The 23,434-nt window shown below is 32.9% G+C and carries 17 protein-coding genes and 1 riboswitch; of the genes, 7 read left to right on the top strand and 10 right to left on the bottom strand.

The window, feature by feature from the left end; all coding sequences use genetic code 11:
• Nucleotides 1-155: 155 nt before the first annotated feature.
• From ACFVRR_RS05510 to ACFVRR_RS05495, 4 genes are all read left to right on the top strand, one after another.
• Complete coding sequence (locus tag ACFVRR_RS05510; protein WP_387325628.1) at nt 156-1,643, top strand: spore germination protein; 1,488 nt, start codon at nt 156-158, stop codon at nt 1,641-1,643.
• A complete protein-coding gene (locus ACFVRR_RS05505) occupies nt 1,640-2,731 on the top strand; it encodes a GerAB/ArcD/ProY family transporter (protein ID WP_387325625.1) in 1,092 nt (363 codons plus the stop codon). Before ACFVRR_RS05510 ends, ACFVRR_RS05505 begins: the two co-directional genes overlap by 4 nt.
• An 11-nt stretch (nt 2,732-2,742) precedes the next feature.
• Nucleotides 2,743-3,828, top strand: a complete 1,086-nt coding sequence (locus tag ACFVRR_RS05500) for a Ger(x)C family spore germination protein (RefSeq protein ID WP_387325622.1) — start codon at nt 2,743-2,745, stop codon at nt 3,826-3,828.
• Between the two features lie 118 nt (nt 3,829-3,946).
• Nucleotides 3,947-4,531: a DUF47 domain-containing protein gene (locus tag ACFVRR_RS05495; protein ID WP_387326050.1), complete on the top strand. Its 585-nt coding sequence runs from the start codon at nt 3,947-3,949 to the stop codon at nt 4,529-4,531.
• Nucleotides 4,532-4,572: 41 nt separating this feature from the next.
• On the opposite strand, the gene ACFVRR_RS05490 is transcribed toward ACFVRR_RS05495, so the two are convergent.
• From ACFVRR_RS05490 to ACFVRR_RS05475, 4 genes are all read right to left on the bottom strand, one after another.
• On the bottom strand, nt 4,573-5,367 hold the full coding sequence (locus ACFVRR_RS05490) for an SDR family NAD(P)-dependent oxidoreductase (RefSeq protein WP_387325620.1): 795 nt from the start codon (nt 5,365-5,367) through the stop codon (nt 4,573-4,575).
• 83 nt (nt 5,368-5,450) lie between these two features.
• Complete coding sequence (locus ACFVRR_RS05485) at nt 5,451-6,335, bottom strand: LysR family transcriptional regulator (RefSeq protein ID WP_387325618.1); 885 nt, start codon at nt 6,333-6,335, stop codon at nt 5,451-5,453.
• Nucleotides 6,336-6,950: 615 nt separating this feature from the next.
• Nucleotides 6,951-7,148: a hypothetical protein gene (locus tag ACFVRR_RS05480; protein WP_387325615.1), complete on the bottom strand. Its 198-nt coding sequence runs from the start codon at nt 7,146-7,148 to the stop codon at nt 6,951-6,953.
• Between the two features lie 162 nt (nt 7,149-7,310).
• Nucleotides 7,311-8,024, bottom strand: coding sequence for an MBL fold metallo-hydrolase (locus tag ACFVRR_RS05475; protein ID WP_387325612.1), 714 nt, complete (start codon nt 8,022-8,024; stop codon nt 7,311-7,313).
• A 284-nt stretch (nt 8,025-8,308) separates the two neighbouring features.
• On the opposite strand from ACFVRR_RS05475, the gene ACFVRR_RS05470 reads away from it, so the two are divergent.
• Nucleotides 8,309-9,643, top strand: a complete 1,335-nt coding sequence (locus ACFVRR_RS05470; RefSeq protein WP_387325609.1) for an APC family permease — start codon at nt 8,309-8,311, stop codon at nt 9,641-9,643.
• Nucleotides 9,644-9,708: 65 nt separating this feature from the next.
• Here the strand turns inward: ACFVRR_RS05470 and ACFVRR_RS05465 are convergent, their stop codons facing one another.
• A complete protein-coding gene (locus tag ACFVRR_RS05465; protein WP_387325606.1) occupies nt 9,709-11,010 on the bottom strand; it encodes an NCS2 family permease in 1,302 nt (433 codons plus the stop codon).
• Nucleotides 11,011-11,097: 87 nt separating this feature from the next.
• A riboswitch (purine riboswitch) is annotated at nt 11,098-11,199 on the bottom strand.
• A 189-nt stretch (nt 11,200-11,388) separates the two neighbouring features.
• Here ACFVRR_RS05465 and rluF point away from each other — a divergent pair.
• Entirely contained in the window at nt 11,389-12,105 is a 717-nt protein-coding gene (rluF, locus tag ACFVRR_RS05460; protein ID WP_387325603.1) for a 23S rRNA pseudouridine(2604) synthase RluF, read from the top strand.
• 147 nt (nt 12,106-12,252) lie between these two features.
• Here rluF and ACFVRR_RS05455 read toward each other — a convergent pair whose 3' ends face one another.
• Nucleotides 12,253-16,311: a S8 family serine peptidase gene (locus ACFVRR_RS05455; protein ID WP_387325600.1), complete on the bottom strand. Its 4,059-nt coding sequence runs from the start codon at nt 16,309-16,311 to the stop codon at nt 12,253-12,255.
• 403 nt (nt 16,312-16,714) lie between these two features.
• On the opposite strand from ACFVRR_RS05455, the gene ACFVRR_RS05450 reads away from it, so the two are divergent.
• Nucleotides 16,715-17,962 carry a helix-turn-helix domain-containing protein gene (locus ACFVRR_RS05450; protein ID WP_387325597.1) on the top strand — a complete coding sequence of 416 codons (1,248 nt, stop codon included), beginning with the start codon at nt 16,715-16,717 and terminating at the stop codon, nt 17,960-17,962.
• A 90-nt stretch (nt 17,963-18,052) separates the two neighbouring features.
• Here ACFVRR_RS05450 and ACFVRR_RS05445 read toward each other — a convergent pair whose 3' ends face one another.
• The 4 genes from ACFVRR_RS05445 to ACFVRR_RS05430 are packed head-to-tail and all read right to left on the bottom strand — an operon-like array spanning nt 18,053 to nt 23,222.
• On the bottom strand, nt 18,053-19,216 hold the full coding sequence (locus tag ACFVRR_RS05445) for a mannitol-1-phosphate 5-dehydrogenase (protein WP_387325595.1): 1,164 nt from the start codon (nt 19,214-19,216) through the stop codon (nt 18,053-18,055).
• Between the two features lies 1 nt (nt 19,217).
• Nucleotides 19,218-19,655 carry a PTS mannitol transporter subunit IIA gene (locus ACFVRR_RS05440; RefSeq protein WP_387325592.1) on the bottom strand — a complete coding sequence of 146 codons (438 nt, stop codon included), beginning with the start codon at nt 19,653-19,655 and terminating at the stop codon, nt 19,218-19,220.
• 11 nt (nt 19,656-19,666) lie between these two features.
• The gene (locus ACFVRR_RS05435; protein ID WP_387325589.1) at nt 19,667-21,769 is read right to left on the bottom strand and encodes a BglG family transcription antiterminator; all 2,103 of its coding nucleotides are present in this window, start codon (nt 21,767-21,769) and stop codon (nt 19,667-19,669) included.
• Nucleotides 21,770-21,788: 19 nt separating this feature from the next.
• Complete coding sequence (locus tag ACFVRR_RS05430; RefSeq protein WP_387326048.1) at nt 21,789-23,222, bottom strand: PTS mannitol transporter subunit IIBC; 1,434 nt, start codon at nt 23,220-23,222, stop codon at nt 21,789-21,791.
• Nucleotides 23,223-23,434: the final 212 nt, after the last annotated feature.

Genomic DNA, 23,434 nt, shown 5'->3' with positions numbered 1-23,434 from the left:
CGTTTTTTTTACTTTTTAGAAAACTGATATTATACGTTTTTGTTAATCTAAAAAACGAAAATGTAAATGATTTTTCATATGAGTCTTCATTGCATACACAACCTAAATTTGGAAAGAATAAACACAATTAGACCTTCCATCAAAGAGGTATCAATATGAGAACCAATACAACAACAATTACGTCAAATAAAGAAGAAATTTTATCAAATAATCTTAAAAATAATATTGAAATGATTCAAGATTATTTAAGTCATACAGAAGATTTGGTAGTTAAGATTATCCACAAAAATGTCCAGATTTTTGCTATTTTGTTTCTTGAATCCATGATAAAAATTGAGGCACTTCAATCATTTATTATTGAACCTATTTTAAGAGAAACTAAGGATGAGACAGGCAATATCGTCAAATCATATGAGATTAAAAATTCAACAAAGATCTCAGAATTAGGTGATAGTTTATTAGACGGATTTTGTCTAATTTTAGAAGAAAATTGTTCAAATGGAATTCTAGCAGCAGCTTCAGATGATAAGGAACGTGCAATTACTGAACCTGCTAATGAACAAAATATTAATGGTGCTCACGATGGTTTTGTAGAAAGTATAAATACAAATATACAATTACTTAGAAAAAGAATCCGTACACCTGAGTTAAAGATTAAGTATTTTACGATTGGTAAAATTACGAATACTAAGGTTGCTATGGTATATGTCGATTCCATTGTAAATCGAAAACTTGTCGAGGTCATAGAAGAAAGAATTTCAGGTCTTGACTTAGACAGTCTTCGTTCAACAGGACAATTAGAAGAATTAATCGAGGATAGTACGTTTTCACCATTTCCACAAGTATTAAATACAGAAAGACCAGACCGGGCTGCATCTTATCTTTTAGACGGAAAAATAAATTTACTTGTAGATGGGAATCCAACAGTTTCGATTGTACCAATTACCTTTTTCGCTTTTTATCAAGCTCCCGATGATTATAATCACCGGTGGTTAATTGGTTCATTTTTTCGTATTGTTAGGGTATTTAGCTTTATTGTTGCAATTAGCTTACCTGCCATATACATTGCGATCGTATCCTTCCACTCTGAAGTACTACCAATAGGCCTTCTTTATTCAATTAGGGTTTCTTTAGAGTTTGTACCATTCCTCCCTCTCGTCGAAGCTATTGCAATGCAAATCATATTAGAGCTACTAAAGGAAGCCGCTATTAGACTACCATCTCCTATCGCTCAAACAATTGGTATAGTCGGGGGGCTAGTTATTGGTACCGCTGTTGTTGAAGCGCATCTAGTATCAAACACGATGATCGTTGTAATTGGTTTTACAGCAATTGCTTCGTTTGTAGCACCGGTTAGTGAGATGGGTACTAGTATGAGACTATTGGGCTTTCCGACGATGATCATGGCTTCGATACTAGGTTTTTTCGGGATCACACTAACTTTAATGTTAATTTTTATGCATATGTGTAAATTAAAATCTTTTGGCATGCCATACTTTTCTCCGATGGCACCTTTTCGAAAGGAAGATATAAAGGATACTTTCTTTAGACTGCCTTCCTGGAAACAAAATACAAGACCAACTGATGCACTTCCCCAAAAGATTGTACAGCAAAGAATATCTAGGGTGTGGAAGAAAAAATGATAACAAATAGTAATTCGATTTCTAAATTACAGCTCTACTTTTTTATTATCCAGAGTCAAATCGGTATTGGACTACTTTCATTACCAAATGCAGTTCAAGGTACGGCCAAAGGTGATGGATGGATTTCTACCCTTATTGCAGGAGTAGCAGTCCAAATTACATTATTCATTTACTGGCTTTTACTAAAAAGATATCCAAGTGCTACATATACAGATATTACAAAAAAGATTTTAGGTAAATATGTAGGTAAGTTCTGTAACTTATTTATCTATATCTATTTTATTATGATTGGAAGTCTGGCTTGTGTTCTTTTTATCAGAAGCATAACTCTTTGGTTATTACCGCTAACTCCAATATGGGTACTTTCACTAATTATTATTTTATCAAGCATTTATTTAACAATCAGTGACTTGAGAATCATATCAAGATTTTTTGTATTAGCATCGGTTTTGATCATCCTCCTATTTTTACTATCATTCTTAACCTTTTATTTACCAAAAGAATTTCGCTTTATTCTTCCGATTGGGCATTCAGGAGTGAAAAATATCATTTTAGGAAGCCATAAATCCTTACTCTCAATATTAGGATTTGAAAGTCTTTTACTAATTTTTCCTTTTGTGCTTGATACGGAAAAAGGAATATTAAAAACTGTGAGCCTTGCCAATTTCTCTGTGACATTATTCTATACATATTTTACCTTTATTTGCCTTATAAGCTTTAGTCCAACACAACTTCTGCAAATTAGGGAGCCTGTTTTATATTTATTTAAAGTCCTTTCGTTTGAAATGATCGACCGCTTAGATTTGATCTTTTTATCAGTCTGGATTGTACCAATGACAACCTCGGTAATCCTTTACTTATTTTTATCAGCTAAAAGTATTAGTAATGAAAAATCATTTAAAAAAAATGTATGTATTAGTGGAATTTTAATTTTTTTCATAACAATCCTACCATTTGATGAGGAGCGACTAGCTATCTTTGATAAATATGTAACTTATTTAAGCTATGTAGTTGTATTTGGGCTTCCCTTCATTCTGTTTTGTCTATCCTTCATCATTTCAAAAACTGAAAGGAGTGAACAATTATAAGAAAATCATTTTTGATAACCTTATGTTTGTTTACCTTTTTTTTAGCAAGCTGTTGGGACCAAAATCTATTAATAGATAAAAAAATGGTTAATGGTATTAGCTTCGATTTAGATCAAGACGATAATTTATTAGCTACAGTTAGAGCATTAAATATTGAAAATAAAGGTGGAGGACAGTTTGAAGTTAAGGACGAACTTGTTAAAGTAAAGCGGCCTAGTGTATCCGGAATGGAAATTGACATTAATAATAAACTACCTGGTCTAATTGATGTAAGTAAAGCGCATATAATCTTAATTGGAAGGGACTTGGCAAAGAAAGGGATCTATCCTTTTTTAGAGCTTTTTTATCGCCCTAGACAAGCTTATGTTTCTAGTAGAATTGTAATAGCAGAAGATAAAGCTTCAGACATTATTACACTCGATCCTGGAACAAGCCCTATTGCATTTGTCATTTTAAAAGGTCTAGAGGCTGCTGAGGAAACAACAAAGATTCCGAAAGAAACTGCTTTTACAGCATGGACGCAAATTACAGATACAGGTCGAGATATCGTTTTACCTTTTGTAACAAAAGACGAAAATGATAAAATTACAATCGGTGGAATAGACCTATTTAATGGGGATAAGTTTTCTGGAATTAGCTTACCTAATGAAAAAGGAAGTCTTTTATTGTTACTAATGGATCGCCTAACTAAATATAGTGAAATGGCTTTAGAATTAGGAGAACGAAAATCAATTTCATTTAGAGTAAAAAAAGTGAAAAGAAATTTAAATATAAAAGTAGATAAAAAGACAAAACAAATAACTTGTAAGCTAAATCTAACCCTTGATTTGACAATTGTTAGTTATACAGGTAAGGTAGGCGAAAAGCTAAACAAAGACAAATTAAATAAGGATATTTCAAAAATTCTTACTAAACAGTCTGATGAAATTACTAAATCATTATTGGAAGCTAATTGTGACGCATTAGGAATTGGCGGAATCTTATCTAGCTCTTATCCAGATTTATGGAAAAAAATAAATTGGGACAAAGAATATAAGAATGTTAAGTTCAAAACTTCCGTAAAAGCAAAAATTGATCGAACTGGACCTGTTTTTTAAGAATCATATTTATAATATTTCATTCTCTTGAGCAACATAATGTAAGGATTAGAAACAATCTGTTTTTTAGGAGGAACCATACTTGAGACTCGGTAAAAAAAATGATACATTCTTTGAAATGCTCTTAAATATTGCAAATAATTTAAATGAATGTTCGATTTATTTTGATGACTTTAAAATAAAAAATGCTACTGATTTAAAAGCATTCTCTGCTGAAATGAAGGCTTATGAAACAAAAGGTGATACATATATCCATCAAATTATCGTTGAATTAAATAAAACATTTATTACACCAATTGAACGTGAAGATATACTAGAACTTGCTAATAAAATGGATGATGTACTAGACGGTATGGAGCAATGTTCAGCAACATTCGAAATGTACTCCATCATTCAAATCGATGAATTCATGGTGAAGTTTGTTAAAAATATTCGTAGTGCTGCGAATGAAATTCTAAAAGCTATTCAGTTACTTTCACGGAAGAAATTATTAGAAATGCGCGTACATGCGATCCAAGTAAAAGATTATGAGTCACAGTGTGACGCGTTATTACGCACTTCCATTAAAGAGTTATTTAAAAATGAAAAAGATCCAATCAAAATCATTCAGTTCAAAGAGATTTATGAAATGTTAGAAGCAGTTTCTGATAGTGCACAAGATGTAGCAAATACACTTGAACAGATTATTATGGGTAATGCGTAATTAATAGTAACTAAAAAATACAGCCAATTAGACTGTATTTTTTAGTTCTCTTCTAATAGTTTTTTTGCAAGTTTTCTAACGATTGATCGTGGAATGAAGCGAACAGATTGCGCCAAAATTTTATTCTTAATACCTGTAATAACAACAGTTTTCTTCTTACTAACTGCCTCATAGGTCAACTTCGCAACTTTTTTTGGTGTCATAATTTTACCTTTAAATAGCTTTGAATTATTTCCACCGGATGAATTTATAATTCCCGTTCTAGTTGGTCCTGGACAAACAGCTGTTACGGCAACTCCTGAATGTCTTAATTCCTCACAAAGAGCTTCACTAAATGATAATACATAAGCCTTTGAAGCTGCATAGACAGACATTTTTGGCCCTGGTTGAAAAGCTGAAGTAGATGCAATATTAATAATTTGGCCCGATTTTTTTTGAAGCATATTTGGTAAGAAGTATTTTACGATTTCTGTTAAAGTAACAATATTTAGCTGAATCATCTTTAACTCTTTATTTAAATCCGTCCGACCAAAGTCTCCGTATAGGGCAACACCAGCATTATTTACTAGAATATCAATCTCCATTTGTGATTTTGTAACTTGATCAAAAATGGACTTAGCAGAATTTACTTTAGAAAGGTCTTCTGTAATAACTAGTACTTTTATATTGAATTGCTTCATCAATGAATTAGCCATTTCTTCTAATTTAATTTTATTCCTAGCAACTAAAACTAAGTTGAAATGATCTTTTGCAAATAATTTAGTTAACTCATAGCCGATTCCTTCTGTTGGCCCGGTAATTAAAACTGTTTTACCTTTTTGTTTTTTAACAGTCATTTTGATGATCCTTTATCTTTTTATCGTTTGAACACTTTTCTTTTTAACTATATGTTCAACTTAATAAAAAAAGGATTCCTACTTTATTTCTCATAATAATTCTTAACTAACTCAATAAATATTTCCATCGATTTCGTTTGAAGTTCGATTTTATCTGTGATAATTGAAAAATTTCGTTGAATAGGTGTCCTCTCTACTTTAAGGTAATCAATGGTATTTAACTGCTTTTCTTTTTTTATTGCTAGCTCAGATAGATAGGTAATTCCCATGCCAGCTTCTACAGCTTCTTTAATTAATTGTGTACTACCAAATTCAATTATATTTTTAGGACGTATCTTTAATACTTCAAATAATCGTTCAGTCGCTTCCCTTGTTCCAGATCCTTCTTCCCTAACAATCCAAGTTTCATTTTCAATTTGATTCAATGTCACAGCTTCAATAGCGAATATTTCGCTCTTAGTTCCAGCTATAATATACATTTCATCATTCGCAAAAGGCTGTATATTTAAATTTGTATGAGTCGCTTCGCCTTCAACTATACCAATATCAATTTGAAAGCTTAGTGCAGCCTGAACAATTTCTCGCGTATTCCCTATTTGTACCGATGGAATGACATTCGGGAATTGTCTCTTCATTTCCGCTAAAATTTGCGGTAATACATATTCACCAAATGTATAACTTGCACCTATTTTAAGATGCCCACTAGCCTCATTCATCAGATCATTTACAAGTGTCGACATACGTTTGTATAAACTAGTTATTTCCTTAGCATGCAAATAAACAATTTCTCCAGCCTTCGTTAACTGAACATATTTATTCGTTCTAATTAAAAGCTTTGCACCAATATGCTTTTCAAGTAATTGAATTTGCTGACTAACGGATGGTTGAGTCATATGTAACTCCTCAGCCGCTCTTGAAAAGTTTCTTTTTTCAGCGACCGCCATAAAAACTAAAAGAATTTGATCCATACTCTATCTCCCAGTATCAGATTTACTTATTATCAATATTATCATCATTTATTTTTCTTATAATAGGAAATATGATAAAACAGGTAAATAAAAAAGACTGATTCAGAGTGTTGAAATATAAAATGGTCAAACGTATATTAAGTGAATCTTTTTGATAAGATAATTCACTTTTTGATGATCTAATAATGATTTTAATGCTAATATGTTTGAGCGGTTTTATAATATCAACAAACTCTAGTAATTGTTTATTCTTGAGAAGTTATTTAAGATCTAATTTTAGATAAATAATCTCAAGTGATTAGTTTATATGTTGATATTCGTTCTAAATTGACATACAAACTGATTAATAAACTGTTACTTCACACTAAGTAAAGGATATTAAATAGCTTTTTATCGTAAACTTTTTTTGATGAATAAGTTGATTGGAACAAAAGGGGTGCTCGACTCCTATGGGATATGCGGGAAGGCTGAGACCCCGCAGGCTCGCCGAGGAGGCGAAAGAATCTCGCCCCATGGAAAGCGAGCATCCTGTAGTGGAAATCAACATCACTCTACTCCTTTTACGAAAATTTGGTAACTAATTGGCAAGATTGTTTTTCATCAAAGAAGACTGATTCAAAATGAATCAGTCTTCTTTGATGACTTAACTTTTCGAATTAAGTTAATTGCAAAGTATGCTAAAACCATAAAGACAAGATAGATTGTTGCATAAAACCAGTACTCTTTATTGGTAAGTTTATTACTTAGGAGACTTAAAATGAAGAATGTTGCCAATGAACCTAATAATAGCCCAATTAGTGATTTTAACCTCATTACGATGCACTCCCATTAAAGTAAATTTAAGTATTTGAAAGAAATCCTTTTACAGTCTATATAGTTCATTATTGGTAAGAATATTCCAATCTAACCTTTCTAAAGTGCAAAATTAAGCTCTTTCTAAACACTGCTTCCCATAAAAAAGACTGATTAAATCGGTCAACAGTCTGATACTCTTTTACTATATTGAACTCCGACATCAATTAGTTCACTTATAAACTCTTTAATATTTCCTACTAAGACACCTCCATGTCCAGTACACATTACACTACTATCAAACTGATTTATTTTTTTTAGTCCACCTAGAAAATGATTTAATTGTTCTGTTGAGACTCCGCCATCTCTCAAATATTTTACCCACTCATTTCTAAGGTCATCTCCTTTAGAGACCAGTCCATCCTTTGATAAAGGATCACCGAAGAAACATAAGAAATCACCTGTAAAAACTACTTTTGATGGGCGATGGTAAAATACGACCGAACCTGGAGTATGGTATCCAACTAAATCATATTCAAACTCCTTTATTACTTCAAAATCTTCCAGGTCATTATTAAATTGACTTAATTCATGTGAATCAATCAAATTATTATCATTTGAATGGATAAATTTCTTAGCGTTTTTAAAAATACTAGAACCTTCAATATGATCTTCATGTCCATGTGTAGCTAAAAAGAGATGGACGTCTTCTGGTGTTTTCCCTAATTCAACCAGAGCTTTCCTTATATATTTAGAGTGGATCCCCTTTCCTGAATCAATGAGAGTAACTCCATTATCTTGAATTATAAAGTAGCAATTATTATATGACTTCCATTCGGTATCCCATATCACTAAAGCGTATATGTTATCTACCACACGTTCGAAAGAAACTTCCACGTCTTCACCTCCAGAATAGATAGCATTCCATAATTAACTAAAAATCGGTCTGAAATACCTACAATATAGTGTTCTATATTTACGACTAATAACCTTTTATCAATAAGTTATCTAGTCAAAATGAATAAATATTATGAAAGATTTATCAAAATTAATGGGTCTTATCCACTACATCACGAATACATAAGACATAAATTTAACTATTCAGAAAAAAACAGATTAGAAAATTAATATGCTATAATCTTTCTAATTTTATAAATATAGTCCTGGAAGGAGCGTATAACGTGGAAAAAGAACTAAATTTAAAGAAAAATATTGGCTTTTTCGTATCAACGTCTTTAGTAATCGGAACAGTAATCGGTTCTGGTATCTTTATGAAACCTGGGATCGTACTGTCTTCAACTGCTAACTCCACTATGGCTCTTTTAGCGTGGATTATCGGTGGCGTTATTACATTAGCAAGTGGATTAACGATTGCTGAAGTAAGTGTAAAAATCCCGAGAACTGGTGGATTATATGCTTACATAGAAGAGGTTTATGGTGAGAAGTGGGGATTTTTATGCGGTTGGGTACAAACCCTTGTCTATGGACCAGCTGTTATGGGTGCACTAAGTCTCTATTTTGGCTCTTTGTTGGCAGATTTTTTCGGTTTTCATGGAAGTAGCAAAGTTATTGGTATTATCACGATTATATTACTTGGTGGTCTAAACATACTAGGCACTCAACTTGGTGGATTTATTCAAACAATCTCTACTGCAGGTAAACTAGTTCCTATTATTTTAATTGCTGTTTTTGGTATTCTTCAAGGGGACGTATCAGTTTTTAATGCAGAGAGTGGTAGTTCAACCCAAGCACTTAATATGGGCGCAGCAGTATTAGCGACTTTATGGGCATATGACGGTTGGATGAATGTAGGTTTTATGGCAGGAGAAATGAAGAATCCTTCAAAGACTCTTCCTAGAGCAATTATTTCTGGTATTGTTATTGTTATTTTAGCTTATCTTTCTGTTAATATCGCGATGCTACATGTTTTATCTGCTAGTAAAATTGTTGAATTAGGTCCTAATGCAGCTACTGCGGCAGCTTCTTCACTATTTGGTAGTATTGGTGGAAAAATTCTTGCCATCGGAATTTTAATTTCTATTTTTGGCTGTTTAAATGGCAAAATTCTTACATTCCCAAGGGTTACATTCGCGATGGCAGAACGAAACTTCCTACCTGGTTCAAAAGTATTATCTAGTATTCATCCTAAATTTAATACGCCAGTAGGCTCAACAGTTTTTCAAATTGTTTTAGCATTAGTAATGATGATATTCTGGAACCCAGATCGACTTTCTGATATGGCTATATTTGCAGTTTTCTTATTTTATGGACTAGCATTTAATGCAATCTTCATATTACGTAAAAAAGATAAAGGTGGAAATAAATTATATAAAGTACCTCTATACCCTATCACTCCGATTGTGGCAATATTAGGTACACTTTACATCATCGGTAGTACGATTATAAATGCACCAATAGATGCACTTGTATCAATTGGTATTGCAATTGTTGGTTTACCTGTTTATTGGAGACTAAAATCGACTATTAGAAGCGAAGATAAATATAAAGCAAGTTAATATATAGATTAATAAAAAGCAGGTAAAAGACTTCTATATCTTTTACCTGCTTTTTTATGTCTCTATTATTTATGTGCAAAAAATACTAATTGAACTAAGAATAGTACTGCAAATATATATACAAATGGGTGCACGTCTTTAAATTTACGTTTAACGATTTTCATGATCGGATAAGAAATAAAGCCTAAAGCAATACCGTTTGCAATACTTGATGTTAATGGCATACTAACAATGACTAAAAATGCCGGGAATGCTTCTTCAAAATCATCCCATTTAATCTCCGAAATACTCTTAATCATAAAACAGCCAACAATAATTAAGCTAGGCGCTGTAATTGCGGCAACTTCTGATACTGAACCAATCATTGGGCTAAAAAATGCTGCGATTACAAATAGGACTACAACAGTTAATGATGTTAAACCAGTTTTTCCACCAGCACCAACACCTGCAGAGGATTCTACAGTTGCTGCAGTCGGACTTGTTCCTAACATTGCACCAACAATTGTTCCAATTGAATCAGCAGAGAATGCACTTCCTCCCTTTTCTAACTTACCATTTTTGATAAGACCTGCTTGTTTAACAATTGCTAGTAAAGCTCCTGTTGTATCGAATAACATGACAAGTAAGAATGAGAAAATGACACTATAAAGTCCATATTCAATAATGTCTTTCACTGAATCAATTGGGTTGTATACTAAAATTCCTTTTGGTAAATGTGGCATAGCAACAAAACCATTTGCAAAATTTAACTGACCTGTAAAATATGCAATTAGACCTGTCGTAATCATCCCTAGAAATAACGCACCATTTAAGTTAAGTGCCATAAATACAATTGTTATTAGTAGACCGATCAATGTAAGTGCAACTTTAGGAGAACTAAAATCACCAATTTGAACTAGATTAGTAGGATGATCTGCGACAATACCTGATAAACGCAAACCAATAAAGGTAATAAATAAACCAATTCCAGCAGCAATTGCATGCTTTAAGTTAGCAGGAATTGCTTGAATCAATTTTGTTCGGAAAGAAGTTAAAGAAAGGAGTAAAAATAAAATTCCAGTAATAAAAACAGCAGAAAAACCTACTGAGTATGGGAGATTATGTCCTCCAATTACAGAATAAGTAAAGTAGGCATTTAACCCCATTGCAGGCGCAATAACGATTGGATAGTTAGCTATTAATGACATCGTTAAAGTACCAATAATGGTTGCTAGAATAGTAGCTAAAAATGCTTGATTAAACGGTACACCTGCGTCCTTTAAGATCATAGGATTGACAATAATGATGTACGCCAAAGTTAAAAATGTAGTTAAACCAGCTAATACTTCAATTTTAACTGAAGTATTTCGTTCTTTAAGTTGAAACATACGATGACTCCTTTATTATATTAAAATAAAAAAACTGCCTGCTTTTCATGAGAAAAAGCAGGCAGTTTTACATTGTAAAGAAAACAAAAATCCAGAGCTCTTCCTCATAGTCTAGCAGTTTACGGGCGCTAGGTAGAAACTCTTGAACCTTATTTTCAAGTTTATATGAGAAAATATTAATATATTTTTACTATCATACGACCTGCCTTACAGTCTGTCAATAAAAAACATTTTTGTTATATAATTTAGAAAATAATACAATGAATGTGGATAAAATAGTAATAACAATTTAAAAGTACTTTTTACTAATAGTCGAATACTATTCTCATTAAAAAGCTATCTATGTTATTCTGAAAGTATAATTTAGAATTTAAGGGGTTGTTTAACATTCGTTTAAATAAATTTATTAGTGAATCTGGAAAGGCCTCGAGACGTGGGGCGGATAAGTTAATTAGTGAAGGGCGAGTAAAATTAAATGGTAGAGTAGCAAAAGTCGGTGATCAAGTTGAACCTGGTGATGAAGTAATTGTAAATGGTGAACATATTAGACTAGCTCGAAATCATGTTTATATAGCCTTGAACAAGCCAGTTGGTATAACAAGTACTACTGAAAAAGGTGTTAAAGGGAATATTGTTGATCTCGTAAACCACCCATTACGTATTTTTAATATTGGAAGACTTGATAAGGATTCTGAAGGTTTGATTCTCCTTACAAATGACGGCGATATTGTAAATGAAATTTTACGAGCTGAAAATAGGCATGAAAAAGAATATATTGTATCTGTAGATAAACCAATAACTCCTGACTTTTTAACTAAAATGTCCGAAGGGGTAAAAATATTAGGTACGAAAACATTACCATGTGAAGTTAAACAGCTTTCGAAATATGATTTCCAGATTATCTTAACACAAGGCTTAAACCGTCAAATTCGTCGTATGTGTGAAGCGCTTGGATATGAAGTATACCGATTGCAAAGAACTCGCATTATGAATATTCATTTAGGTAATCTACCAATGGGTCAATGGAGAGACTTATCTAAGAAAGAAAAAACTCAGTTATTTAGAGAATTAAATTACGAGCCAAATGAATGGTAAACTTAAAAAAAAGACTGTTTCAATTTAATTGAAATTAGTCTTTTTTGTTCAATTAGGGGTATCCTTCTATTTGTATGATTTTAATTCCTATAAAAAAAGAAACCACTATTAAGTAATATTTAATAGTAGCTTCTTTGGGATATATATTTATAAGCCTAATTGACTTTTAATCGTTTGTAACGTTTGGTTATTATAGATTGTTTTCGGTGTAGGCGCATTTTGTACTGATGGATTTTGCTGTAAGTAATTTTTCTCGATAAAAGCAAAATCTTTTGCATTTACTGTTCCGTCGAAATTGATATCTGCATTTCGATTGTTTGTTCCCCAATTAGTTTGGACGTAAAGTGCATCTTGTACATCAATTACGTTATCTTGGTTAACATCTCCACCAACTAAGTTAACGTTAATTGAATCCGCTTTACCATATAGTTCACCTTTGTATTCGAAACCAAATTTCTTTGTTTCCTTTGTAATAAAGTGTCCAGGTACATTAACTTCAAATGTATATGCATCTTTATTTAGAGGAAGTGGTTCAATATTAAAGCGTCCACCACTACTAATTAAATTAGTCGCGTCTAGATTATAGGCTCCATTTGTTACTTTCATTGTTGCGCCTACTTTTGTCCAATTACGGTATCCAGTATATGATTGACCTTCAACTAAGTACCCCTCTGGTATAATATTGCCTTGCACTCGATTAAATCTTGGTTTTAATTGGAATCGTTTACCTGCATTTAATAGCTTAACTGCTTGACCATTTGCATCTACTATATTAGCTGATGGGTTAATATAACCTATTGGATAGAAAAGTTGATCTTGTACTTTTACTTTTACGTTTACTATTTCTGCACGGTCAAATACGATCGCTTCTTTAAAAGTGACCTTTATTTTATTACCAGTTACTTGAATGGTTGCTTTATCCTTGAATTTATCCGTTAAAGATGCTTCAACAAGATTAACATAAGGAACACCTGCAGCCTGTGCATCATCAAAATTCCATGTTACTTCTTTAACACCTTGTAAGTTGTCTAATACTAGAGATGCAGACAAGATATCTCCTGATCTAGCTAACTCTACATTATGTTTCGCGTATGAGACAGGTGTACCTTCTTTGACAAAGTAATATTCCTTCCAGTTTGCTTGATTTCCAGCTTTATCGTAACCAATTAAATTAAATGACAGAGAATTAACACCCTCAGCCATTTCTACCTCATCAATCCACTTACCATTTTTGTCCATTTTAATTGGACCGTTTGGAAAAGGCATGCCATACGTAAAGATAGCAAAGTTCGATGTTTCATCTAAATTCATACCTGCATTCTGCATTTCAGCTAAAGCGTCATCTTTTATTTCCATTTCAAATGGAACTGACTTTTGACCTGGTTTATACTCAATAAACGGTGAATCTCCATCTAATGAGCTTTTTACTTTAGGTGTATCAATATCAATAAATACATCATCAAAGTTTATTTTTTGTTTTCCACTTGGTAAAGTAGTAACGTATTTTAATTTGTAATGACCAGGAGTAGCAATAGTTGTTTCGTCAGAAATAGGATGTTTTTTATCTCCCGTAAACTTGTTATACCCCCCACTAAACGCTTGAAGGAAGTAGTCATTGTCCGTTGGTCTTCCTTCTAGATTAAGTGTACCGACTAATCCTAAATCTTCATTCGTTTTTCCGTCTTGCAAGATGACATCTAGTGTATTGATTGGTGAACCTAAATTGAATTTCAATAATGCTGTTGTTGTGCGATAACCGTCATACCCATGATTATAATAAGAAGGTGAAATAGCAGGCGTTATTAGATCTAGCATGTCAAAGCCTTCATCTGATTTCTTAAAACTAAATGGGATACGATATTGCTCTGTTTTATCTTCACTATTGGTTATTAAAACATAGCCTTCATAAAAACCTTTTTTTGCTGTAGATGGCACCGTTAATGTTGCTTTTACTGTTTTAACGGTGTTCTTGTCCACTTTAATTGAATTACTAATATCTAGAACAACCCCGTTATCTTGTAATCCATTCTTACCATTTGCATTATCCACTACTTTTACATCAAATGTTTTCTTTTTATCGCTATTGTTTTTAAACTCAATGTCTTTCTTTACTTTTAATTCTGAGTCATCTTTGACAACTTGTTTACCGAAACTTAACCCGCCAGTTTCATTTTTTGCCTTTAATAATTCGTTGCCGACAGGGATCAATGTCTCATCTTGTACTTTTATTTCTGTTTGAGTGTGAAGAGCTTGATATGGATCTACACGACCTGCTCCTACTTCAAACACGCTATAATCTCCATTTAGTTTATCAGCAGTGTTCATAAGGATTGATTTAACGTCTGCTGGCTGAAGGTTTGGATTCTGTCCGAGTAATAACGCCGCAACACCAGCTGCAAATGGCGATGCCATAGACGTTCCATCCATTCTTTGGTATGCATATTTATAGTCTTCTGGTGTATTATGATTTGCTATATATGAAGGAACCGTAGATAGAACACTTACACCAGGTGCTGTGATTTCAGGCTTCATTTGGAAGTTACCGTTAACTGGTCCTCTTGAGCTAAAGTCCGCTAGCTTATCACCTTCAGTAAACTTTTCCTTTAGATTTGCAAATGTAAAAGTTGTATTTCCATTTGCAATTTTCGACTTTAATTCTTCTCCTGCTTTCTTTGTCATTGAGAATGCAGGAATATATTCCATTGACTCACCTAAGTTATATCCAACATGGCCATCCACATTGTTGTACATAATAACAGCTTTTGCTCCATTTTGCTTTGCAAACTTCACTTTATCAACTAGAGCAAAGTTTCCACGCTGAACGAAAGCAATTTTTCCTGCAACATTTTTATTTTTGTAATCATCTAATGTTCCTAATCCAACATCTACTAGTTCAAGAGATTTGCCTTCTAAACTATTAAAGGTATCAGCAAAGCTTCTAGCCATACTAATAAGATCTGTTGACCATCCACCTGCTACTTTTCCATCAAATGTTGTAATTGTAGTTGGAACATCACTAGCTCCAACCGTTAAAGCAAATGCTGCCGTACCTGGTGATCCTAAAGTATAAGCTTTAGGACCACTGTTACCTGCTGAAACCACCGCTGTTACGCCATTTAATACTGCATAATTTATTGCCGTACTAGTTGGATAATATGGATCATTAATTCCTGCTCCTAATGAGAGGTTAATAACATCCATACCATCTTGAACTGCTTTATCAATACCTGCGATTACATTTTCAGATGAACCGCTTCCGTATGGACCAAGCACACGGTACATATATAGATCCGCGTCAGGAGCAACTCCTTCAACTGAAACTTCACTATCATTTTTATTTTGTCCAACAATTGTCCCTGATACATGCGTACCATGCTCTGTATAGTAAGTGCCATTACCATTACTTTCAGGTTGGTTTGATGCCTGCCAGTCTTTGTAAGTAGCTTCCATTGGATCATTATCATTTTCTACAAAATCGTATCCGCCTTTAAAAGCGTCTTTTAAATCAGGGTGGTTATAGTCAATACCAGTATCTAGAACCCCTACTTTAACACCTTTACCTGTTATTCCCTCTTTATGTAGCTTGTCTACGTTTAAATAAGGAATACTATCTACTGATGTAGTTGTTTTTCTTGCAACATCTGTTGGAACTTCTTCTTTAATTGGATCAATATTAAACGTTACATCTTTATAAATCGTTTTAACAGCATCTGATTTTAAAAGTTCTTTCACTTGATTTGCAGGAAGTGTAATCGCTGCACCATTAAATGCTGTTTTATATGTTTTTGTAATAACAGGAGCGTTTTTCTTGTCCTTAATCTTAACGAACTTTCCTACATCTTCTTTAAAAACTTTGTGCTCTTTGTCAACTTGTGCTTGTGCTGATGTTTTCGTTAAAGACTTTCCATCAACTGCTGCTTCTACTACTGCAACTTTACTAGGATCTGAATTAAACTGAACGATGACAGAGATGTTTTTATCAGAATTCAGTTCACCTTCCTCAAAGCCTTGAAGTCCCTCTTGATTGTTTAATTCTAGTTGTTTTAATGCTTCTCTTTGTTCTGGTGTAATTGAAGCTAAAATTTCTTCTGCTTTAGACGTTGCTGCTTTTGCCGTTAAGTATGACTTTGCACTAAAAGGTGAAATAAGCAGACTCGTTGAAAGAGCAAGTACTGCCGAGTGCTTTGCTAATGTTGTTACCTTCATAGACTTCATCCCCCACTTTTCTCTGTATAATTAAAAAATTCTTACTATTTCAATAGTAATAGCATTTATGAAAAATGCATATTGTGTTATTTTTAATCGAAATTTTGGTCATTTTGTAGGTTTTTTTTCCTAAAAAGTATTGAAATTTGAAAGGAAATTTCATTAAATATTAAAAAAGCATGAAATTTTGCTGAAAAATTTGTGTTATTTTTAATTTGAAATGAAAGTATTTGACTTTAAAAATTTCTAGTTATAATAAATGAATAGGTATTTCAAAGTCTTTGTACTTTCTAGTTTCTTAGATTTGCGTTGCAATAGACATTCGCAAATTGTAGGAATGTAATCTTGCACTGACGCAAAAACTTCATAGTTAATCATCTGGAATTAGAAAAGGAGAGAACATATGCTTGAAGGCGAGATCATTAAATTTTATCGTAAAAAAGCGGGATTGACCCAAGAGGAATTAGGAAAAGACATTTGTACCGCTACCCATGTAAGTAGAATTGAAAGAGGGGAAACTCGATATTCTGAAGAAATTATTCAACTGTTCTCTCAACGACTTCAGATTGACATTAAAAATGAGATAGTCGCTGTTCAAAATATTGAAAAGAAACTTCAAAAATGGCACAATGCTATAATATTAGAGCGAATGAAGGATGTCATGATAATAAAAGAAGAATTAGAAAGCATTCACTATATTAGTGCGTCTAACTATGCGATATATTATCAGCTTTTATTAGCCAGATATTTTATTTTGTGTAAAAACATAGAAAAAGCATATCGCATTATTAAACGGATCGAAAAAGATTCCCCTACTATGTCAACATATGAAAAGAATTTATTCCACCATGTCAGAGGAATATATTATTTAACCCAATATACTCGTCTCGAAAATGTAAATAGACAAATTGCATTACAGGAATTGAAGAAGGTCAATATAGGTGAATACGGAAATAAAGAATATTACTATCATCTAGGATCAGCCTACCATTGGACACGGTCTAAAGTTATGGCATATTTTTATGGTGAAAAAGCTTTTAGATTCTTTAATAAAACAAATAATTATGCGAGAGCAATATTGGCAGAATCCCTAATGTTAGTACAATTAAAAGACAGCACACAACTAGATTTTGAAGAAATAGTAAAAAGGTATGAGAGTTTGATTGAGCATAGCGAAGCTTTAGGCCTTTTAGATAAAAGAGGAATGATCCTACATAATTTAGGTCTAATGTATTTTTGGAAGCAGGACTTTAATAATGCACATATTTTTTATAAAAAATCCGTTGAAGAAGCAGATAAGCAGTCATTACCTTATTTAAATCGTTTGTATAACTATCTAGATAACGCTGAAGAAGGGAAGACTTTATCAACGAATGAATTGCTAAATGAGGCAAATGAAGGACTTGTCCTTTCAGAAAAGGCGACAAATGATTTATATAAGATTCTCTTTACCCTTCTAATTTTACGTTTTAATGGAAAATTTGATGAGTATTTTGATTACATGGAACAAACTGCATTTCCTTTCTTTAAAAGTCACCATCATGTCACACATGCGATTAAGTATGCAAAATTGCTTTACAATTACTATGTTGAGACTAAACAATATGAAAAAGCCGTTCATACTGGGGATATGTTTATTAATGGTACTTAATAAAATGAATAAGGCATATTAACTAAAAGGGACTGATTCATAGAATGAGTCCCTTTTAATGATTTTGTAAAGTCTATCATTCTAGTAAAATTAATGTACAAGTAAGTCCTTCTCTAACTGATTATATTCATCAAGAATAAAACTAATTAGCTTTTTGCAATCTGATAATTCTGAGTATTTAACAAGCAACTCTTCCACAGAGTGATCTTGGAGGAAGCTTTGTAGTTCAACTGCTTCATGATCATCATTATTTTTATAGAATAGCGCAACTGCAATTGCTTTAACTAGATAGTTAGGTGTTATCCCAAAGTTTATCAACTCTCTTGCCGGCTTAATAAAACGGTCATTTGCTCCTAATTTACGAATTGGAGAACGAGCAACACGAGATAATTCATCTGAAATATATTCATTATCGAATCTACCTATTATTTTTTTAATATAAGCGCTATGTTGATCTAAGTCAAAGTTATATTTTTTAACTAATAACTTTCCTGTTTCATCTAAAATAGAACTAACAGTATTCCTAATATTCTCATCAGAAATTGCTTCTTTAATCGTTTTATATCCGTAGAAATTGCCTAAATATGCAGTCGCTGCGTGACCAGTATTTACGGTAAATAACTTTCTTTCAATATAAGGAAGTAAATCCTCTACATAAGTTACACCATCAATTGCTGGAACTTCACCGATCATTTTAGATTGGTCAATTACCCACTCATAAAAAGGTTCAACTGCCACTAATAATTTATCTTCATGACTTTGAATTGGTACGATTCGATCTACTGCAGCATCTGGAAAACTGACCGACTGTTCAGTTTTTTTCTTCTGAGCTAATGTCATATTTAAATAAACTTCATCTCTTAAAAAAGAACTTCCACCAATCATATTTTCACATGCTATTATATTTAACGCTTTATCTGAATTCTCAACTCTTTCAATTAATCCCTCTGCAATTAGCTTTGCTATTTTAGGAAGAATTGAGGGACCTACTGCTGTTGTTACAATATCAGCCTGTGAAATTACTTTTGCAACTTCTCCTGGATCCTTCAGGCTGTTAATACCTCTTACATTTGTTATCTTTATTTCTTCCTGAGTACGATCTGCTAGCATGACAGTATATGATTTCTTCTCATTCAGTTCATTAATAATCTCTTCGTTAACATCAACAAAGCAAATTTCATACCCTGCCTTATGTAATAATTGTCCTATAAATCCTCTTCCAATATTTCCAGCGCCAAAGTGTACAGCTAACATTTTACTCCTCCTCGCTAAACATTAAAATTAGTTCCTCTTTTGATGTGGCTGCGACCAATTTATGTACATTTTCTTCCTCTGAACAAAGGATCGCAATTTGAGATAATAGATCAAGATGCTCATTATCTTTGCCTGCAATACCGAATACTACCTTTACAATATTTCCGTTTCCAAAGTCTACTCCATTAGGAATTTGAAGAATCGAAATTCCAGATGAGATTACCTCTTGCTTTGACTCCTCAGTTCCGTGTGGAATCGCAATAAAGTTCCCCATATAAGTTGTTAAAGACTCTTCTCTTTCAATCATTTTTTCAATATAACTTTCTTTTACATAACCGTTTTTTACTAAAAGATTTCCTGCTAAACGAATAGCTTCATCTTTTGTTTTCACATCTACATTTAATAAAACATTATCTGTTGGTAATACTGTCTGAATCATTTATTAATCCCTCAATTCTTAAATCTTTTTTGTAAATTTTCATATAACGCATAGCTTAGTATGTTATATATATCTGTATAGTTATTAGATGTAAAAATCTGTGTTGATTTTTCATCTTCAATAATTGTAGAACTAATTGTACTCAACACCTCTAATTGACCTGTTTGCATATCAACTGGAGCTAGTAATAATAATAATGTATTGATTTTTATTGACGAATGGTCCATTGCTTTTACTATCATTGGCTCATGAAGCAAAAAGGATAAAAACACTGGTTGCATAACATATTCTGAACGACAATGATACAGTGCTATGCTAGTACCTGGTATCCCTAGTCCACCCTTCTTTTCTCTTTCTGTAAGTTGATTTGTTACCTCAAAATAATCACCTATTAATCCTCTAACGTTTGCTTGTTTGCATACTTCCAATAATAAAATAGAAGAGGTTGGAATAAACGGTAATGAAATTGTCTCAAATGTATTCAAAATATGGAGTACAGTTTCTGAATACTGATGAACTACTTCAAGATTTTGTTTAATTAATTCTGGCGTTTCTAGCTTGATCTGCTTTTGAAGCTTTTTGTTTTGGAGCTTTCTTAATAGAGTTGCTTCCGTTGTAAGAGAGTTGCGTTTTATTTCATCACGAATCTGCTCTGCCTCATTCTTTGGCAATAAAGGATTTACGCTAATATATTTTTGGGAAAATCCCGTCATCTCAACTGTAGATAAAATAATGTCATATTGGTCAATTTGAATATTTCTTAAGTTTGCTAAAGACGATACTTCGATATCTGTTATTTCTTTTATCTCTTTTTTGATTCGACTCGCTAACATTTTAGAAGAACCGATTCCACTTGAACATAATACAAGCGCTCTAATCTCTTTACTGTTATCATAGATTACTTGAGATGAACCAAAATGTAGGACAAGATAAGCGATTTCCTCAGTTGGAAAAACAATCTTTGGAAAAGCTTCTTTTAATCCCTTTTGAATGATCTTAAACATTGCAGGATAATCCTCTTGAATTTGACTTGCTAAAGGATTATTTGCATCTAGTTTTTTTTGAATTCGATAGATTGCTGGTTCAATATGGGTAATTAGCCCTTCAAATAAGGCTTGGTCTTCTTCAAAATTTATTTCAAGTTCCTTGGATACATAATTGATTAACTTTTTTGAGCCTACGACGATTTCCGTACTGCTCTCTTCTAGCCAATCATTTTTTTCTTGACGCTGCCTTGCACCTAATAAGTGCATCGTGATATACGCTTTTTCAGCACTTGGGATATTAATTTTAAACACTTCTTCTAATTCATTAACAATCTGACTTGCGATATTAAATTCTTTAGTGGTACTTAATTCCTCAAGAACCACTTGATCCATTTTTACGACTTCGCCTTGAATAATTCTTTCAATTGCAAGAGATAAGTGAATTGTAAATGTCATAAATGCACTATCAGCTAGAGAATAAGGTAATTGTTGTTCAATATCCCGAACCATTTTTCCAATCATGGTGAGTTTTTCTAGTTTTATTATTTCTAATAATCCATTTGAGAATCTATTTTCTGATTCATACTCATCTTCCACTACAGATAAAAACTCATATTCATTTAATTGCTGCGCAATTAGATGTCCTAGGGCTTTTCTTTTTTTTCGTTCCGAACCTAGTAAAGCAATGCCGTACCCTTTCTTTCTTATAAGGTCCAAATCGAACTCTTTTAACCATTCTTCTACTTTATTGAGATCGTTACTAACTGTAGCAACGGTAACATGCAAATCATTTGCTAGTGAGCTTAGTTTAATAGATTCTGGTTCTTTTAATAAGGAACATAGAATTAACTCCTGTCTTTCCTTTTGAGTAAACTCCTGCCCACTTTTTAAAATTGCAATTTGGAGCTCATTTTTTTGCTCAGGTGTCCCTTCTATATACATTCCAACACCTAATACCTTTTTTAAGAAAAGGTTATGAGCAGAGGCAATACTTTCGACTCCTTTTAGTTCCCGTTGTACGGTTCGGCTACTAACATTTAAGTTCTCTGCAATTTCTTGAACATTGATTCCGTTTGGATGATCTAACAACAAATTAATGATTTCTCTTTCTCTTGCTGATATATACATATATACCTCTTTAAATTTTTTATTTTATTAAAGAATTCACTAATTCATCATACTTTGGACTGTTTAGGAAGTTCTCTACTGAGATATGAACTGCATTCGGTACTTTTGCTTTTGCTCGATCAGTTAAATCTTTATGAGTTATGACAACATCCACATCATTTGGTAAATTATTAATTGCTACATTCGTAATCTCTAATTCTATCCCCGCTGTTTTTACCTTTTTGCGTAATATTGATGCTCCCATAGCACTTGATCCCATACCAGCATCACAGGCAAAAATAATCTTCTTCACTTCTTTATCAATACCAAGAGAACTAGCTACTTCTTTTTCAGTCTGTAATAGACTAGCTACTTTGCTTTCTTTACCTTTTAAATCTTGTGTTTTTTGAGCTGCTCTTTCTAAATCTTCATCTGATGAAACTGACTTAGATGATTTTAGAACGACAGCTGAAACAATAAATGATACGGCTGTTGCAACAAGTACTCCCGCAAGAATTGGTAAGTATCCTCCTTTTGGAGCCATTGCTAATATTGCTATAATACTACCTGGAGAAGCTGCTGCTACTAGGCCCGCGCCTAATATATTAAAAGTAAATGTACCAGCTACACCACCAGCGATAACAGAAAGGATTAATAAAGGTCTCATTAAGATATAAGGGAAATAAATCTCATGAATCCCACCTAAGAAATGGATAATTACTGCTCCTGGCGCTGTTTGTTTAGCTGTACCTTTTCCGAATATCGTATATGCTAATAGTACACCTAAGCCCGGTCCTGGATTAGCTTCTAGTAAGAACAAAAGTGACTTTCCAGCTGATTTTGCTTGTTCAAGACCAATTGGACTTAAAATTCCATGGTTAATAGCATTGTTTAAAAATAAGATTTTTGCTGGTTCAATAAATATGTTTGCCAAAGGAATGACATTTGCTTTTACCATTAGATCTACGCCATTAGCTAATGCTTCTGTTAGCGTCGAAACAACTGGATTAACACCTATTAAACCAATTATTGCTAAAATTGCTCCTAAAATACCCGCTGAGAAATTATTAACTAACATCTCAAATCCTGACTTAACTTTTCCTTGTATAGCCTGGTCAAATTTCTTAATAGCCAAACCGCCAAGTGGTCCCATAATCATAGCGCCTAAGAACATCGGCATCTCTGCTCCAACAATTACCCCCATTGTTGCAATTGCCCCAACAACTCCGCCTCGAATATCATGGACCATTCTTCCTCCAGTAAAACCAATTAGCAATGGTAATAAATAAGTAATCATTGGACCTACTAATACCGCCAACTTTGCATTAGGGACCCATCCAGTAGGTATAAACAGTGCAGTTATTAATCCCCATGCTATAAAAGCACCAATGTTTGGCATTACCATACCGCTTAGAAAACTACCAAAGCGTTGTATTTTTACTTTTATATTATTGTTTTTATCTGTATTCAAAATCTTACCTCCCCTGTTAAGCTTATATACAAATGATAAAACGCTTACAGTGCCAATACAATGAAATGAATATTCGTATTTGTCGCTTACTAATGTGACAAAATTTAAAAGAGCTATATTTTCTATAAACTCTACTTATAACAGAATGATAGATTCAGTCTACTTGAGCAATAGGTCTCAAAACACTCGAAAACATGACATAGTACCTATAAAAA

Source organism: Gottfriedia sp. NPDC057948 (assembly GCF_042887255.1).
Lineage (GTDB): Bacteria > Bacillota > Bacilli > Bacillales > Bacillaceae_G > Gottfriedia.
Note: the sequence above shows the minus strand (reverse complement) of the source record. Positions and strands in the feature narration are given on the sequence as shown.